14 protein-coding genes are annotated in these 16,621 nt (G+C 70.3%); 9 read left to right on the top strand and 5 right to left on the bottom strand.

From position 1 onward, the window contains the following. Positions 1-242: 242 nt before the first annotated feature. Positions 243-869 (bottom strand): TetR-like C-terminal domain-containing protein, encoded by a 627-nt coding sequence (locus WMF20_RS15185; protein WP_437614277.1) that lies wholly within the window; start codon positions 867-869, stop codon positions 243-245. Between the two features lie 77 nt (positions 870-946). Between WMF20_RS15185 and WMF20_RS15180 the strand changes: the two genes are divergently transcribed. From WMF20_RS15180 to WMF20_RS15150, 7 genes are all read left to right on the top strand, one after another. Beyond that, positions 947-1,423, top strand: a complete 477-nt coding sequence (locus WMF20_RS15180) for a hypothetical protein (RefSeq protein ID WP_437614275.1) — start codon at positions 947-949, stop codon at positions 1,421-1,423. Positions 1,424-1,428: 5 nt separating this feature from the next. Next, complete coding sequence (locus WMF20_RS15175) at positions 1,429-2,007, top strand: hypothetical protein (protein ID WP_437617126.1); 579 nt, start codon at positions 1,429-1,431, stop codon at positions 2,005-2,007. After that, positions 2,004-2,876, top strand: a complete 873-nt coding sequence (locus tag WMF20_RS15170) for a hypothetical protein (protein ID WP_129575022.1) — start codon at positions 2,004-2,006, stop codon at positions 2,874-2,876. Before WMF20_RS15175 ends, WMF20_RS15170 begins: the two co-directional genes overlap by 4 nt. Positions 2,877-3,000: 124 nt before the next feature. Continuing rightward, on the top strand, positions 3,001-3,183 hold the full coding sequence (locus tag WMF20_RS15165; RefSeq protein ID WP_437614273.1) for a carotenoid oxygenase family protein: 183 nt from the start codon (positions 3,001-3,003) through the stop codon (positions 3,181-3,183). 512 nt (positions 3,184-3,695) lie between these two features. Next, positions 3,696-4,619 carry a transposase gene (locus tag WMF20_RS15160; RefSeq protein WP_437617125.1) on the top strand — a complete coding sequence of 308 codons (924 nt, stop codon included), beginning with the start codon at positions 3,696-3,698 and terminating at the stop codon, positions 4,617-4,619. Between the two features lie 426 nt (positions 4,620-5,045). Beyond that, on the top strand, positions 5,046-9,173 hold the full coding sequence (mfd, locus tag WMF20_RS15155; RefSeq protein ID WP_437614271.1) for a transcription-repair coupling factor: 4,128 nt from the start codon (positions 5,046-5,048) through the stop codon (positions 9,171-9,173). A 142-nt stretch (positions 9,174-9,315) separates the two neighbouring features. Continuing rightward, entirely contained in the window at positions 9,316-11,085 is a 1,770-nt protein-coding gene (locus WMF20_RS15150; RefSeq protein WP_437614269.1) for a metallophosphoesterase, read from the top strand. Positions 11,086-11,167: 82 nt separating this feature from the next. Here the strand turns inward: WMF20_RS15150 and WMF20_RS15145 are convergent, their stop codons facing one another. Beyond that, positions 11,168-11,434, bottom strand: a complete 267-nt coding sequence (locus WMF20_RS15145; protein WP_129575019.1) for a hypothetical protein — start codon at positions 11,432-11,434, stop codon at positions 11,168-11,170. Positions 11,435-11,733: 299 nt separating this feature from the next. Here WMF20_RS15145 and WMF20_RS15140 point away from each other — a divergent pair, with 299 nt between their 5' ends. Both WMF20_RS15140 and WMF20_RS15135 read left to right on the top strand, forming a co-directional pair. Then, positions 11,734-12,177 carry a PA2169 family four-helix-bundle protein gene (locus WMF20_RS15140; RefSeq protein ID WP_129575018.1) on the top strand — a complete coding sequence of 148 codons (444 nt, stop codon included), beginning with the start codon at positions 11,734-11,736 and terminating at the stop codon, positions 12,175-12,177. A gap of 67 nt (positions 12,178-12,244) precedes the next feature. After that, entirely contained in the window at positions 12,245-13,219 is a 975-nt protein-coding gene (locus WMF20_RS15135; RefSeq protein ID WP_437614267.1) for a hypothetical protein, read from the top strand. 134 nt (positions 13,220-13,353) lie between these two features. Here WMF20_RS15135 and WMF20_RS15130 read toward each other — a convergent pair whose 3' ends face one another. From WMF20_RS15130 to recA, 3 genes are all read right to left on the bottom strand, one after another. Continuing rightward, entirely contained in the window at positions 13,354-14,082 is a 729-nt protein-coding gene (locus WMF20_RS15130) for a hypothetical protein (protein WP_437614265.1), read from the bottom strand. 637 nt (positions 14,083-14,719) lie between these two features. Further along, positions 14,720-15,184: a single-stranded DNA-binding protein gene (locus WMF20_RS15125; protein WP_237245348.1), complete on the bottom strand. Its 465-nt coding sequence runs from the start codon at positions 15,182-15,184 to the stop codon at positions 14,720-14,722. A gap of 270 nt (positions 15,185-15,454) precedes the next feature. After that, positions 15,455-16,483: a recombinase RecA gene (recA, locus tag WMF20_RS15120; protein ID WP_129575008.1), complete on the bottom strand. Its 1,029-nt coding sequence runs from the start codon at positions 16,481-16,483 to the stop codon at positions 15,455-15,457. Positions 16,484-16,621 lie beyond the last annotated feature (138 nt).

Genomic DNA, 16,621 nt, shown 5'->3' with positions numbered 1-16,621 from the left:
AGGACGTGCCGATTTCCCCCACATGGCACGGCCCATCCAGCGGAACGGCCCGATGCGCTGCGGTCGTTCTCGGGCAACGCCGACGCACGCCGCCCGTCGGCGGGGCCGGTGCGCCCGGCGCGAAGGCCTGCCTCGACGCCCTTTCCTGTTCTTCCCGTGCGGCGGGCCGGGCGCGCCGCGCGTCGCACGCGGAGGACGGCGCGGGCCCTCGGCCGCCGGCGGGCGCCTGGGGGTGGACCGGATCAGGCGCTGCGCCGCGGGCCGCGGTCGCCGGTCGCCGGCGGAGCGGGCGGCTCGGGGGGGCGGGCGGGGAGCACGAGATCCGCGAGCCGGCGCGCCGCGGCGAACGCCACCTCCTGGTCCGGAGCGGGATCCTCACCGAGGTTGGCGCGCCCGCTCAGCGCGAGCATCGCGATGCCGTGGAGGCCGGCGAAGAGCACGTGGGTGTCCTCCGCCGGCCGCGCGCTGCCGTACCGGCCCAGGAGCTCGACGAAGCCGCTCCACAGCGGGCGCGCGAGCCGCAGGCGCCCCTCATCGCGCAGGCGGGCGCGGTCGAAGCGGCGCTCGGCCATCAGCCAGTAGAGGTCCGGGTGGCGCAGCGCGAACTCGACATACGCGACGGCGAGCGACCGCGCGTCGGCGCCGGCGCGCGCCCGCGCCTCGAGGAGCCCCGCGAGCCGCCGCCAGCCGGCGCCGTCGACGCGGATGAGGAACCCATCGAGCGAGCCGAAGTGGTGGTACAGCACCATCGTCGTCTGGCCGAGGAACGCGGCGATCTTGCGGGCGGTGAGATCATCGCGCGCCAGCCGGCCCTCGCAGAGCGCCTGGAACACGCGCTCCACCGGCTCTTCGGCGTCCGTCACACCCATGCCCGCGATCCTGCCACGTCCGTGCTTCGCCCGTTGACGTGCCCAGCATAACACTGTTATCCCGGACGGATATGGGATTGTTTTGCGAAGAGGCTGCGGCGTCGGGGGCGCGCCGCGGGGGGCGCGCGCTCGCGGCGGGGCTCGCGCTCGCGGCGGGCGCGCTCTCTGGGGCGTGCACGTCGCGGCCGCCGGCGGCGGACGACGCGCCGGTGGGGCCGTACGCGGTGGTGGACGGGTGGCTGCGCGTCCCCGAGGGGATGGTGTTCGGGCCGGCGCTCGACGTGGCGGTGGACGGGCGCGGGCGCGTGCTGGTGAGCCATGCGGCCGGGCGCACGTCGGGCAACGACGCGCCGATCGGGGAGGCGACCATCCTGGTCTTCGATCCGGAGACGGGGGAGCTGCTCGACGCGTGGGGTGAGGGGTTGTTCGTCTATCCGCACGGGATCGAGGTCGACCGGAATGGCTTCGTGTGGGTCACGGACTCCGAACAGAACCGGGTGTTCAAGCTGACGGCGGAGGGGGAGGTGGTCATGACCCTCGGCGAGGTGCCGTGAAGTGGATGTTCGCGTCGCTCGCGGTGCTCGGGTGCGCGGCGAGCCCGGAGCAGCTCGATCGGCCGACGAACGTCGCCTTCGGCCTGGACGGCGACGTCTATGTGGCGGACGGCTACAACCACGCTCGCATCGCGCGCTTCTCCGCGGGCGGCGAGCTCCTGTCGGAGTGGGGGGAGAAGGGCTTCGGGCGGGGGCAGTTCGATACGCCGCACGGGATCGCCACGGACGACGAGGGGCGGGTCTATGTGGCGGACCGGGAGAACGCGCGCGTGCAGGTCTTCAGCGCGGACGGCGGCTACCTCGCGCAGTGGAAGAGCGCCGCGCTGGGGCGGCCATGGGCGATCGCCTTCGGGCCCGATCGGCATGTCTATGTGGTCGACGGTGGCGACCAGGATCCGGAGCGGCCGCGGGGGCATGTGCTGCGGATCGACCTCGATGGGGAGATCGTGGACCGGTGGGGAACCTCGGGGGACGGCCCCGGGGAGATCGACTGGGGGCACGGGATCGCGGTGGGTCAGGACGGGAGCGTCTACGTGACCAGCCTGAGGGGTCGCGGCGTGCAGAAGTTCCGGAGGACGAAGTGAGGGGGCGAGGGCGCGCGCTCGCGCTCGCCGCGGTCGCGGCCGGCGCGCTGGTCGCGGCGCCTGCTCGGGCGCAGGGCGTGGGCGACATGCCGATGCGGCCGGAGGACCGCGGGTATGTCGCGCTTTATGGAGTCTTTTCGGCCTCGCCGCAGGACGGCGAGCAGGCGACGGCGCACGTCGCCCCGCAGGTGGCGGCGGGCGCTCGCCTGAACGGGTGGCTGAGCGCGACCGCGGATGTGACCGCGGCCTGGACCACGTTCGAGGTGGAGGGCGAAGCGCGGCGCTCGTCGTTCCGGTTCGGGAATCCGTTCGTGACCCTGCAGGCGGCGCTGGTCGAGGGGCGAGGGCGAGCGATCCATGCCGGGCTCGGGGCTGCGCCGCCGCTCACGACGTTCCCGGGGACGATCCCGGCGAACACGGAGGTCGAGTACAACTACGCGGTCGCGAGCGCGGCGCGCGGGTTCGCGGATCCCTGGATGTGGGCGCCGAACGCGATCCCGGTCGTGCTCCTGCTCCGCAGCCGGGCGGAGCTCTTGGCGCGCGTGGTGCTCGGCGCCGAGCTGGATCCTGCGGTGCTCGTCTCGGTGAACTCCAATCCATCGCGCCTCGCGATCGTGGCCGCCGCGCACGCCGGCTTGCGGCTCGGGCCGCTGACGCCGGGGCTGCGGGTGCAGATGTTCGCGCAGTCGGCGCCCCTCGCGGGGCGCAATTTCTCGCAGTGGTCGGCGGCCCTGTACGCGCACGCGGAGCTCGAGGCGGTCTTTGTGCGCGCGCAGGGCGTGGTCAACGTGGATGCGCCGTTCGGCCTCGCCGGGCAGCGAGGGGCCACCGTGTGGGGGGCGTCGCTGGGCGGCGGGCTCCGCCTGTAGCGGAGAGCACGGGGCGGTCCTGCACGAGGCGCGAGGCGCCATCGCACCTCGCTTCCCTCCTCCGGCGCTGCGCACCATCCGGCTCACGCGTTCCCGGCAGTGTCACGACCGGTCGAGGATCTTCGTGCCTGGGGCTCGCCGAGGCGCTGCGGACACCGGGGACGAGGGGTACCTGATGACGTTCGCGCACGATCGCGGTCGCGGCACGAGCTATCTCGCGATCCTGGACGCGGCGAACGTCGAGGCCGACCCGATAGCCGAGGTCCACCTCCCGGTCCGCGTCCCCGCGGGGTTCCACGGCAGCTGAGTGCCAGGCTTGTAGGGGCCCGGCGGCCTCGTCATCCGGCGGGGCGGCGGGGCGCCGGGGCGGGGCGGGGTGGGGTGGTGGGTGGTCGCAACCACGGTCGGCTTTGGGGTGGTCGCAACCACGGTCGGTTTGGGGGGATGAGGCGGGCTGAATCGCAACCACGGTACATTCGCGCCCGGGGCCGAGGACGGTCGCAACCACGGTCGGTTTGGGGGATGAGGCGGGCTGAATCGCAACCACGGTACGTTCGGGCCCGCGGGCCCGCGGGCCCGGGCCGGGCGGGTGGATCTTCAGATCTTTTGGACCTTTGGACCTTCGATCAACGTAATACTCCCCACATCTCATCACAGCTTAGCATTTGTTAGCCTGCTCACATCGATCGATCAGCGAGTTCGTCGGTCGAGTGGCGAGATGTGGCGGAGCGGGTGGCGGCCGCCACCCGCCCGAGCGCCATCGTCGTCCTCATCAGCCGCTTTCACCGCGTGGCACGACTCTTGGTATCGCCCACGAACATGAGTCAGCCCCGCGCGATCGTCCCTGGCGCTACCTACCTTCTCACGCGCCGTGTCCTGCGAAGGCACTTCCTCCTCCGCCCCGATTCCGCCATCACACGACTCGTGATCTATAGCCTGGCGGTCTCGGCACAACGCTATGGGATCCTCGTACATGCGCTCTGTGTGATGTCCACCCACCTTCATCTTGTTGTTACAGATACACGTGGTGAGCTCCCACGCTTCCTTCAGCGGTTCCACCGCATTGTCGCGCTCGGAGCGAAAATTCTGCGAGCCTGGGAAGGCCCAATATGGGACCATGCGACAACGAGCGCAGTACACCTATCAACAAGGGATGCATTAGTGGAGAAAATCGCCTACACACTGGCCAACCCGGTAATTGCCGGCATCGTGGAGCATGCGCACGAATGGCCAGGTGCGAAAGTACTCGTCCGCGAACTCGGCTGCGGCGCACTGCGCGCCCGACGCCCTGAGATTTACTTCAATCCGAAGAACCCAGAGTGGACCGAGGAAGCCACCATACAAATCACACTTCCACCCATGATTGCGAACAGCGACGCCGAGCGGTTTCGGAGTGATATCGCAGCACAACTCGATCTACACGAGAAGCGAGCTCGTGCTACCCTGAAGCGACAAAGACGTGGCTTCCTCGGCCCTGCACGTGCAGGCAAAGTTTCGCCTTACAAACGCGCGACAACCATCGAACCGATCCGCGACATCAACCCAACATTCGCGGTTGGCCGCGGACAACCAGATGCGCGAAACAACGCCATCGCCGCGATACATGCCTTTCGCACCTCATATCGTAAATCACTCGAGCAATGGCGCGCTGGCGTACGCAATACAATGTTCCCCATCGGGACATGGTGGATGCGTGTGTTCCACGGGGTCAGCGTTGGTAACGGCGAGCTCGCCGAAGCATAGGCAGGGCGAGCGTATCCTGAATCTCAACGACGAGGGAGCGTCGGCCGCGAGCGTTACCTCTCCCGTCGTACGACCATAAGCTGGAGCGTGCTGACCTAATCTATGGATGGTGCGCAGGCTCGCGAGGTGCACGCTCACTCGGCGTGCTCATAGGCTCGCCATGTCCAGTTCGGCGTCTTGGCTACCGCGGCGTGGGGCAGCTCTCTGCTCGCCTGACTCGGGCGGACCGCCGCGATTGTCGAGTTGGGTGGAAACCCGGTCGCGTTCGGATCCGGCTCCGACATGACGATGTGCCGGGCCTCAGGCCGCGCTCAGCCGCTCCGCGCCACCTCCACGCACCGATCATAATCGACCTCTAGTTCCGGTCGCGAGCGCCGTAGGTTGTGGTTGAGGGTGCGCCGCGACCTGCGGCGGCGGCGCGCTCCAATGACGGTCGGGTCCGAGGACCGGCGCAACCACGGTCGCGGAGGACGCGCAAGGACTGCGCAACCACGGTCGGGTCGGTCTAGTTCACAATTTCGCAACCACGGTCGGGTCCGCGCGCCGGGTCCGGCGCGCCGAAACCACGGTGAGGTCCGCGCGCTGCTGCTGCTGCGCTGCTGCTGCTGCCGCAACCACGGTCGGGTCCGCGCGGGTCCGCGCGCGCGGGGTCCTCGGGTGCCGTCGGGGTCCGCGCGGAGGTGGTCCGCGGAGCCGGTCCGGGACGGGTGGATGGATAGCGCCCGGTCGGGTCGGATGGTGCCGCCCATGCTAGACCGCGCTGCGCCGATGCCCTCCGAGCGCTCCCTCCTCTCCTCCGCAAGCTCCCCACTCACCGCTACCCTCAGCGAGCTCTCAGGCGACCTCGACGACGCCGCCTCGAACGACACGTCCGCCAGCGGCCCCCCCGCCTCCACGCCCGCCGACCACGAGCCGCTCCCGTCGTTCGACCTCCCCTCGGACCGCCGGATCGTCACCCCCCGCGATCTCGCCGCGGAGCTCGCCGCAGCGCCGCCTGGCACATTCCACGTGACGGGCTCAGCCGGCTCGGCCGGCGCGCTCGTCATCCGTCGCCTCGTGGCAGCCGCCGCCGGCCGCCGCATCCTCGCCCTCACCCCTGACGTCGACAGCGCCCGCGCCCTGGCAGCCGACGCCTCGTTCCTGCTCGCCGACCGAAACGCCGACGACGCCGAGGCCACCGGCTCCACGGCCTCCGGTCGCGTCCTTCTCTACGTGCCGAACGAGGCCAGCCCCTACGCGGACGTCAACCCGGACCGCCGCGGCGCCCAGACCCGCCTCGCCACGCTCTTCCACCTCGGCATGGACCTGCCGTGGTCGGTCCTCGTCTGCCCCGTCGCCGCGCTCGCCCGTAAGGTCGTTCCCAAGGACGAGGTCACCGAGCACGCCGAGCTCGTCATCGCCGAACAGGAGATGGATCGCGACGCGCTCTCCGCCCGCCTCGGCGCCGCTGGCTACGTTCGCAGCCCCCTCGTGGAAGACCCTGGCTCCTTCGCCGTCCGCGGTGCCCTCCTCGATGTCTGGGCGCCCTCGGCCGAGCTGCCGGTGCGCATCGATTTTTACGGCGACGTCATCGCGTCGATCAAGACCTTCAACCCCGACGATCAGCGCACGATCGCCGACGTGAAGGAGGTCTGGCTGCCGCCGGCCCGCGAGGCGATCCTCACGCCAGGCAACGTCGAGCGCGCCCGCCAGCGCGTCCGTGCCGCCTGCGACGCCATCGACTTCCCCTCGACCAAGGCGCGCGCCCTGGTCGACGACGTTGCCAGCGGCCGTGCCTTCTTCGGGGCCGAGGGCTATTTGCCGGCGTACATCGACCTCGCCGCCTTCACCTCGTACCTGCCCGGCGACGCCCTCGTCGTTCTCGAGGATCCGGCCTCCCTCACCGCCGCCCTGCGCGACGAGCTCGGTCGCGCCGCCGCCGACCGGAGCCACAAGGATCGCGAACCGCACTTCCCGCTCGGCGCCTTCTACGAGGACGAGGCGCACGTCGCGTCGTGGCTCGGCCACCGCACCGTGGTTGCGCTGCATCGCACCGGGGTTGAGGGTGCCGTGGAAAGTCAGGACTCGCTGGAACGCTTCGAGGTCGCCCCCGAGGATGCCCCCTCGATCGCCGCGCGGGACCAGTCGGACCTCGAGCGCGCCATCAAGGCGGCCCGCGCGTCACGAGGCAAGCACGGCGCTCTGGACCCGCTCGTCCGCCGCGTCGTCGCATGGCAAGAAGCGGGCCTGCGGGTGCTGATCGCCGCGCGCGCACAGACCCAGGTTGAGCGCTTGGTTGCGCTGCTCCGCCACCGAGACGTGCGGGTGAAGGCCAACCTCGGTCCGTTCGACCCGGCGTTCCTCGACGGCAACAGCTCGACCGCTCCACGCGACACCGCCCTCGTCGTCACAGGCTCCCTTGCGCGTGGCGTCATCGCTCCGGCGGAGGGGCTAGCGCTGGTCACGGAAGAGGAAATCTTCGGGGCCCGCGCCCACCGCCGCGCCGCTCGCGCCTCCGCCTCCGCCACAAAACCCGCGCAGGCCTTCCTCGAGGACCTCCGCAACCTGGGCGTCGGCGACTACGTCGTCCATGTAGAGCACGGCATCGGCCGGTACCTCGGCCTCGTCCACAAGCAGGTCGGCGCAACCACGGTCGACCTCATCGCCGTGGAGTACGCCGGCGGCGACAAGCTCTACCTGCCGGTCTACCGCCTCAACCAAATCCAGAAATTCAGCGGCGGCGAAGGCGCCCCCAAGCTCGATCGGCTCGGCGGGCAGACCTTTGCCAAGACGAAGGCGCGGGTCGAGAAGAGCGTCCGCAAGATGGCCGACGAGCTCCTGCGCCTCTACGCCGAGCGCCGCGCCGCCACGGCCACGCCCATTCCGCTCCAGGACGACGATTACCGTGCCTTCGAAGCGACGTTCCCCTTCGACGAGACGCCCGACCAGGCGCGGGCCATCACCGAGGTTGCGGCCGACCTCGAGTCCGGCCGTCCCATGGACCGCCTCGTCTGCGGCGACGTCGGCTTCGGCAAGACCGAGGTTGCCATCCGCGCCGCCTTCCGCGCCGCCAACGCCGGCAGGCAGGTGGCCGTCCTCTGCCCAACCACGGTGCTCGCCCAGCAGCACTACCTCAGCTTCAAGTCCCGCATGGCCTCCTACCCCATCGAGGTCCGCGCCATGTCCCGCTTCCAGACCAAGCAGGAGCAGGACGAGGTCTCCCGCGGCCTCCGCGACGGCAGCGTCGACGTCGTCATCGGCACGCACCGCCTCCTCTCCAAGGACATCCACTTCAAGCGGCTCGGCTTGCTCGTCGTCGACGAGGAGCAGCGCTTCGGCGTCACCCACAAGGAGCGCATCAAGGCCCTCAAGACCAACGTCGACGTCCTCACGCTCTCGGCCACCCCCATCCCCCGCACCCTCCAGATGGCGGTCTCCGGCCTCCGCGACATGTCGATCATCACCACCCCCCCGGTCGACCGCCGCGCCATCCGCACCGTGGTTACCCGCCACGACGAGGCCGTCATCCGCGAGGCCGTCCTCCGCGAGCTCGGCCGCGGCGGCCAGGTCTTCTACGTCTACAACCGCGTCGAGGGCCTCTACGAGCGCGCCGCCCGCCTCGCCGAGCTCGTCCCGAGCGCCCGCATCTGCGTCGCGCACGGCCAGATGAGCGAGCACAACCTCGAGCAGGCCATGCTCGACTTCGTCGAGGGCCGCTACGACGTCCTCTGCGCCACCGCCATCATCGAGAGCGGCCTCGACATCCCCCGCGCCAACACCATCCTCATCGACCGCGCCGACATGTTCGGCCTCTCGCAGCTCTACCAGCTGCGCGGCCGCGTCGGCCGCTCCAAGGAGCGGGCCTACTGCTACCTCATCGTCCCGCCCCCGAACGCCATGACCGACGAGGCCCGCGCCCGCATCGAGGCCCTCGAGCGCCACACCGAGCTCGGCTCCGGCTTCCAGATCGCCTCGCTCGATCTCGAGCTGCGCGGCGCCGGCGATCTCCTCGGCGCCGAGCAGAGCGGCACCGTCGCCCAGGTCGGCTTCGAGCTCTTCTGCCAGATGCTCGACGAGGCCGTCCACGAGCTCCGCGGCGAGCCCGTGGTCCACGACGTCGACCCCGAGCTCTCCTTCGACGCCGATGCGCTTCTGCCAGAGGAATACATTTCCGACGTGGGCGTACGCCTCTCCCTCTACAAGCGCTTCGCCGGCGCCAGCTCGGCCGAGGACGTGCAGGACCTCGCGGTCGAGATGGAGGATCGCTTCGGCCCGCCGCCGATCGAGGCGCGCCGGTTCGTGCACCTCATGCGGCTCAAGACCGAGCTGCGCCGGCTGAAGGCGCTCGCGTGCGAGGCGAGCGCCAAGGGGGTCACGCTGCACCTGCGCGAGGACACCCCGCTCGACCACGCCAAGGTGCTCCGGCTTGTCCAGCCGAAGGGCTCGCCCTACCGGCTCTCTCCCGACATGCGGCTCTCCCGTCGGCCCAGGGACGGCGAGGTCTTCACGAGCGGGCTGGAGGCGACCGACAAGCTCCTCAGCGAGCTCGCCAACTGCCTCAAGGACGGCGCCTGATCGCGCGCCGCCGCGCGGCCTCCCGGGTCGTCCGGCTTACCCGGGTGAGCTCGCGACGCGGGATTGAGCACGATCCGGCGCGCGGCGCGGAGGCGACGCCGCGCTCCGGCGGTGATACCGTCGGCAGGACGGGAGGGAATGGATGACCGATCGCCGGGATCGCGAGCGGCTCGAGGCGCTCCAGCGGATCACCATGACGAGCTGGTACAGCCCGTTCCAGCTGGCCCGCGCCGCGCTCGACCTGACCGTCTCCCGCCTGATCGGCGCGCGCGGCGATTTCCGCCTCATCGAGGCGATCGCGGGGCCGCAGCCGCCCTTCGACTATGCGGTCCGACACGGCGTCGCGCGCGGCGAGATCTGGATCGACTACGTGGCGGACACGGGCGACGGCTTCAACTCCACCTATGCGATCGCGAGCCTGCTCGCCCGGCCGACGCTCTCGCTCGGCGGCCGGGAGACGCGGCGCGGAGAGGTGCTGATCATGGGCGGGGACCAGGTGTATCCCTCGGCCACGCGGCAGGCGTACTGGACGCGCCTCGTCGAGCCCTACGCGGCCGCGCTCCCGAAGGCCGACGTGAAGGAGCCGCCGCACCTGTTCGCGATCCCGGGCAATCACGACTGGTACGACGGGCTGATGAGCTTCATGCGCCTCTTCGGCCAGAAGCGCACGCTCGGCGCGTGGAAGACGCTCCAGTCGCGGAGCTACTTCGCGCTGAGGCTCCCCCGCGGCTTCTGGCTGCTCGGCGTGGACATCCAGCTGGAGTCCGACATCGACCAGCCGCAGATCGAGTATTTCTGCAAGCTGGCGAGGCACGACATGCGCGACGGGGATCGCGTGGTCCTCTGCACCGCCGAGCCCGACTGGGTGAAGGGCGCCATCTACAACCCCGATCTCCAGAGCAACCTCGCCTTCTTCGAGAAGCAGCTCGCCGACGCGCGGCCCGGGATCGAGGTCGTCGCGCGCATCGCCGGAGATCTGCACCACTATCGACGCCACGAGTCCGCGGACGGCCGGCAGAACATCATCGCCGGCGGCGGCGGCGCGTTCCTCCACCCGACCCACGGCGAGCCGGTCGCCGTGGTCCGCTCCGGCGCGGGCGCGGACCAGCGCCCCTACACCTTGAAGGCGTCATTTCCGTCAGAGTCGGAGTCGCGCCGCCTCACCTGGCGCAACCTCTTGTTCGCCCGGTACAACCTCGGCTTCTGGCCCGTCGCGGCGTTCGTCTACATGCTCTCTTCGCTGACGCTGCCCCGGCCCGGCCCTGGCGCCGTCGCGTGGGTCCTCGTCGTCCTGCTCGTGTTCATCGTCTTCACCGACACGCACAAGACCTGGTATCGCCGCCTCGCCGGCTCGCTCCACGGGCTCGCGCACCTGGGGGCCGCGCTGGGGCTCGCTTATGCCGGCGGCGCGCTGCTCGGCGTCGACGTCCGGAGCCTCCAGTCGATGTGGAGCATCGTCGGCGTGACGCTCTTCGTCGGCGTGACCGGCGCCGTGGTCGGGTCGACGCTGATGGGCATCTACCTCCTGATCTCGCTCAACGTCGCGCGGCGCCATGGCAACGAGGCGTTCTCGGCGCTCCAGATCGAGGACTATAAGAACTTCTTGCGGATTCACGTCCACCGAGAGGGCCTCACCATCTACCCCGTCGGTCTGCGGAGGGTGCCTCGCGCGTGGAAGGTGGCCGAGGATCGCAGGCCCGGCGAGCCGCGCCTCGTCCCCGAGGGCGGCGCGCTCGCGCCGGAGCTCATCGAGGAGCCCATCACGATCCCGATCGCGCCGCAGCATCGCCGGGCCGACCGGTCCAGCCTCGCCTCGGCGGACGCCGGGCTCCGCGAGTGCGCCGCCGGCGAGCCGCGGAGCCGCCCCCCCGCGGCCGGCTCCGCGGCGGAGGACGGCGCGCCAGAGCCGTAGGATCGTTCCTGCGGGTTGAGGCAGTTCGCCTCAGCCGAGACATTCTGCCGTCCTCGTGGCGAGCACGGCCTCGATCGGGCCGTCAGGGCGTGGCGGCGAGGTTGGGCAGCGTCGGCGGAGCGACCTTGGGACAGATCTCGCGTTGCTCCCCGGGGGGCGCGAGCGGATCCTGGCCTTCCCTCGGGCACGAGCGCGGGCCGTTCGCGATGGCGTCCTGCTCGCGGTCGTCCGGGGTCCATTCGCGGTTGATGCTCGGCGCGTTCGCGAGCCCCTCGGCGCACGCCGCGGAGGCGGCGACGAGGAGCAGCGCGAGCGCGGCGCGGATCGAGGAGCCAAGAGAGCGTTTCATAGGCACATCCCATCTCCCCGCGTGGCCGGCGCTGACCGCGCCGGTCCGCGGAAGTCCTCAGGGTTTCCCGACGGAGTTCACGGTCCGTGCCAGGTCGAGGTCGCCGGGCTGAACGGGGTGCCAGGCAGCCCCTCGCGGCCGCCGCCTCCCACGGCTCGTCGCGGGCCGTCGAGCCGAGCGCGGCCGCGGCGGCGCCAGGCTCGGCGCACGACCCGCGCGCGGCTTGCGTCCCCGCGCAAATGCCCAAGGTGGTCGGCGGGGGGTCCGTGAGGAGCGCGACCCCGGAAGGAGTGTCGATCATGGCGAGAGACGTCATCGAGGTGCTCAACGACCTCATCCAGCTCGATCGCGACGCGATCGCCGCTTACGAGCAGGCCATCAAGGCGTGCGAGCACGCTCAGACCAGGGAAATGCTCGCGAGGTTCAGGGACGATCACGGGCGCCACGTGGTGGATCTGAGCGCACACGTGACGTCGCTCGGCGGCGCCCCGGCAGCGAGCCGCGACCTCAAGGGCAAGCTCATCGAAGGGTTCACGGCGATCACGAGCATGGGAGACCAGAGCGCGCTGATCGCGATGCGCGGCAACGAGGAGCTGACGAACCGGCAATACCAGGCGGCGCTGAACGAGTCGCTCACGACCGAGGCGCGGGCCATCGTCGAGCGCAATTACGCCGACGAGCAGCGGCACCTCGCGTGGATCAAGGACGCGCTGTCGCGGAAGGTCTGGGAGCGGGCCGCCTAGGTGGGCGGTCGGCCTGAGACGGTGGCGAAGACGATCGGAAGCAGGTTCTACGTTGTTGGGGGGTATTATGAAGTCGAATCGGTCCATCCATCTCGCGCTCGCCATGGGCGCCCTCGCGGTCGCGCCGGCGCTCTCCGCCGCTCAGACGGGCAGCACGAGCCCGCCGCAGCAGCGCGAATCGGGCACGCCGGGAGCGGCCCACGGCGGCGCGCAGCAGCAGGGCGGCGCCCGCGGGACGGCGCAGGGTGGCGCGCACCAGGGCGGCGCGCAGCAGCAGGGCGACCAGCACGGCGCGAGCAGTGGGCAACGCGCGCAACAGCAACAGCAGCAGCAACAGGGGCAACGCCACAAGGCGATGACGCTCAAGGAGCAGATCTCATTTAAAGTCGAGGAAGGGTGCACCTACACGGCTTCCGTGAACGGCCGGATCGAGCCCGCCGCGGCGGGCAAGTCGCAGCAGCCGTCGGGGGCCCAGCCAGGCGGCGGCCCTCAGGGGCGAGGCGGCGCGGGCGCGCAGGGCCAGACCGGCGGTGCGGCTCAAGGCCCTGCCGGCGGCAGCCAGGCTCAGGCCGGCGGCGCTCAGGATCGCAGCCGTGACACCGGCGGCAGCCAGGCCCCGGCGGGTGGTGCTCCCGGCGGCAGCCAGGCCGGCGGTGCTCAGGGCGGCAGCCAGGCCCATGCAGGCGCTCAGGCCGGCGGCGCTCAAGGCGGCCAGGCGGGCAGCGCGCAGAGCGGGGGTCAAGCAGGGGCAAGGGCTGGCGACCAGGAGAAGGTGAAGCCCAACCTCACCGTCTCCGCCTCGATGAGCTGCCCGAACGCGCCCGAGCTCCGGGTCACGGACACGCTCAAGACGGACACGGCCGTCACGCGCTCGGAGCTCGAGGGCATGATCTCGCGCCGGGCGAGCATCGCGACCGAGAAGAGCGGGCGCTTCTGCATGTATGTGCCGCAGTTCGAGCTGACGGGCGAGAAGCTGAGCGGCCGCGGCATCGCGCAGCTCTGCCGCGTGCCCGCGGCGGATCAGAAGCAGGGAATGCGGTGAGCCCGGGGGCCTCCGCGCCCGCGAGCGGTGAGGACGTCCGAGCTCGAGGGGCGTGGAGCGACGAGAGCGCCCGTTGATCTCAGGCGCGCGCCGGCGCTCGGCAGGCGCGCGCCGGCGCGGCGCTCAGAGGCGGATCAGAGCAGGGGGCAGGATTGCTGCCTGGCGATCACGAAGGAGCGCACGGGGTAAGTCGTCCCGCTCTGCGCGTAGAAGGTGCCGCCCGAGGTGACGCTCCAGGTGTGTCCGGTCAGCTCTCCCGTCGTCGCATCGGCATAGATACGCATGAAGGCCGTCCCCACCCCGCCCCTGAACGTCCCGGTGCACGAGCCTGGCGCCGAGGCGGTGAAGCGGTCGTCGGGGAAGATGGTGCTGCACCCATGCACCGAGGTGGTGGAGTCGACGATCGGCAACGCCCATTGCGTGTTGGTGCCGATCTTCGGGTTGAGCGCGTTGATCTGCTGCGGCGCACCCGTGACGATGGCGGTGTGCCCGCTGTAGGTGCCGGTCGCGTCGATCACCAGGACGTCGCCCGCGGCGATGTTCGCGATGTTCGTGATCGGCGTGAAGTCATCGCCAGCGGCAGTGCCAATGACGTCGATGAGATCGACGGCGTTGTCATAGTAGACAGCGGAACTCGGGCTGGGCGACCCCCAGAGCACGCCGAGGTCCGAGGACGAATAACCCCAGACATTCTTCTGGATGAGCGTGAAGAGCGCGGCGCCGCTGGCGAGCGGCGTCTGAGCCGCGGCGAGATCGAGCGCCTCATCGGCGATCTCCTGGCACGCCTCGGCGGGCGCGGAGCCGAGCGCGACGAGAGAAGCAGCAGCAGAGACCATCAGGAAACGAGCAGCATTGCTGAGCATGAAGTACCTCGGTTGACGGTTACCACGTTGCCGTTCCGCAGGCCGAGCAGATTCGGTTGAGGAGGTCGATCGTGTACAGCAAGAGAATCGCACCTGGTCGGGTCGAGCCTAGCATCCACTGTTTACTGTCAATACACGGCATTCGTCAACATACTTCGAACGTTTCCCAACGCATTGATTCATTTTCATGTGCTCATGTAGGACACAAGAGCTCTTCAGCCGGCACCGCCGGATAGTGTCCACCGGTTGATGGCGACCCCGAGTCATCGACTCAGCTATCGCGCGGCTGACGCTGCGCGCCAGCGACCGCGACGGACGGCGTTGTGAGGCATCGGCCTTGGAAGCTCGTCCCGCTGGAATCCAGCAACACTCGACTCGCCGAGCGCCGTGCTCAATGCGTCTGCGATGGGGTGGGTCCCAGGGTGCCTGCCGCTGCTCAACGGGGATCTCTCGCTCGACGAGAGCGTGCTCGTCCCCCTCGCCGAACCGAGCGCGCGACGCTGGCCGACCGGCCCGACAGCGCAACGACCATTGGCGCGACCGCCCGTGACGTGAATACGACGCTCGTCAGGCGGCGAGGCGTGCTGGGAGCGCCGCGAGGCGGCTTCACCCAGCCGCCTCGCCCGTCTCTCCGCCCTCAGTACGGCAGCTCATCCAGCGCAGGCACCTCCGGCGGCCGCCCCCGCGCCCCGTTCTTCCCGGGCCGCGCGGTGGTCGGCATCGCGGCCCCGGGCTGCGTCGCCTCGCCGTCGTCCTCCAGCCCGGGCGGCGGCTGCGCCACGGACCGGCGCCCGGTGAAGCGGAGCTCCCGCGCGATCACCTCGGTGCGGTAGCGCCGGATCCCGTCCTTCTCGTAGCTCGACGTCCGCAGCCCGCCCTCGATGAGCACGCCGTCGCCCTTGGTCAGCACCTTCGCGAGCGCCTCGGCGCGCGGCCCCCAGAACACGATGTTGTGCCACTCGGTGCGCTCCTTGGGCTCCTTGTTCTTGTCGACGAACGACTCGTTCGTCGCCATGCGCAGCTGGAGCACCGGCGTGCCGTTGCCGGTGTACCGCAGCTCCGGATCCGAGCCGAGATTGCCCATGAGAATCACCTTGTTCATTCCCTCATTCATGACGCGCTCCAGATCGTGATGTTGTTGTCGTTGTCGTCGTTTGCTGTCGTTTGCTGTCGTTTGCTGCCGATTACGTCGTTTGCTGTCGTATTCCGCTGTCACCCGTCGCTCGATAGCGCTCGAGCGCCGTCCATCGAGGTCTCCTGCTGCCTCGCTCCTCTCTCGACGAGGCGCGGTGTCTCCCGCGAGCAAACCGTCGTTCGAGCCGAGCGGGCGGCGCGCCGCGGCCCGGGGCTGCCGCGCGCCGCCCGCTCGGGCTCACGCATCCATCGCTGCGCTGACGCCGGGCCGCGCCGGCGCCGCCGCGTCGACGGCCGCGCGGAGCGACGTGGCGAGGGTCGGCTTGCCGATCAGCGCCTCGCGGGCGCGCTCCCTCCCCTGCCCGATGTGCTCGCCCGCGAACGACAGGTGTGCGCCGCTCTTCTCCACCACGCCGAGCTGGCACGCGAAGTCGATGAGGTCCGCCGCGCCGTCGATGCCAGCGCCCCAGCGGATGTCGAACTCGGCCTCTTTGAAGGGCGGTGCCATTTTGTTCTTTACCACCTTAACGCGTGTCCTCGATCCTATGGCCTCGTCGCTCACCTTCACCGGCCCCACCCGCCGCACGTCGAGCCGCACGCTCGCGTAGAACTTGAGCGCGTTGCCGCCGGTCGTCACCTCGGGGTTGCCGAAGACGACGCCGATCTTCTGCCGGAGCTGGTTGATGAAGATGAGCGTCGTGTCGGTCCGGTGGCATATCCCCGTGAGCTTCCGCAGCGCCTGGCTCATCAGCCGCGCCTGGAGGCCCATGTGCGACTCGCCCATGTCGCCCTCGATCTCGGCCTTGGGCGTGAGCGCAGCCACCGAGTCGACGACGATCACGTCGACCGCGCTCGAGCGCGCGAGCATCTCGACGATCTCGAGCGCCTGCTCGCCGTTGTCCGGCTGCGAGACGAGGAGCCGGTCGATGTCGACGCCGATCGAGCGCGCGTACGTGACGTCGAACGCGTGCTCGGCGTCGATGAACGCGGCGACCCCGCCCATCCGCTGCGCCTCCCGCATCGCGTGGAGCGTGAGGGTGGTCTTCCCCGACGACTCCGGGCCGTAGATCTCCACGATCCGCCCGCGCGGGTAGCCGCCGATCCCGAGCGCCGCGTCCAGCGACAGCGAGCCGGTCCGGATCAGGCCGATGTCCCTGGTCTCGTTCTCATCGTTCAACGACATGATCGCCCCCTTCCCGAACTGCTTCTCGATGGTGCCGACGACGGTCTTCACGGTGCGGAGCTTCTCAGCGATCTCGGTCATCATCTCGGTCTCTTCCTTTCAAACTGCCTTCGTTGCGTGTCGCGTGCTTCGCGTGCGCGCCCCCGAGCGCGCGAACAGCCGATTCGGCGCGGCCGTCGGGGCGGCCGCGATCGCGCCTGCGTGGGTGCAGGCGCGATGGTC

The organism is Sorangium sp. So ce834 (genome assembly GCF_051521425.1).
GTDB lineage: Bacteria > Myxococcota_A > Polyangia > Polyangiales > Polyangiaceae > Sorangium > Sorangium cellulosum_D.
Note: the sequence above shows the minus strand (reverse complement) of the source record. Positions and strands in the feature narration are given on the sequence as shown.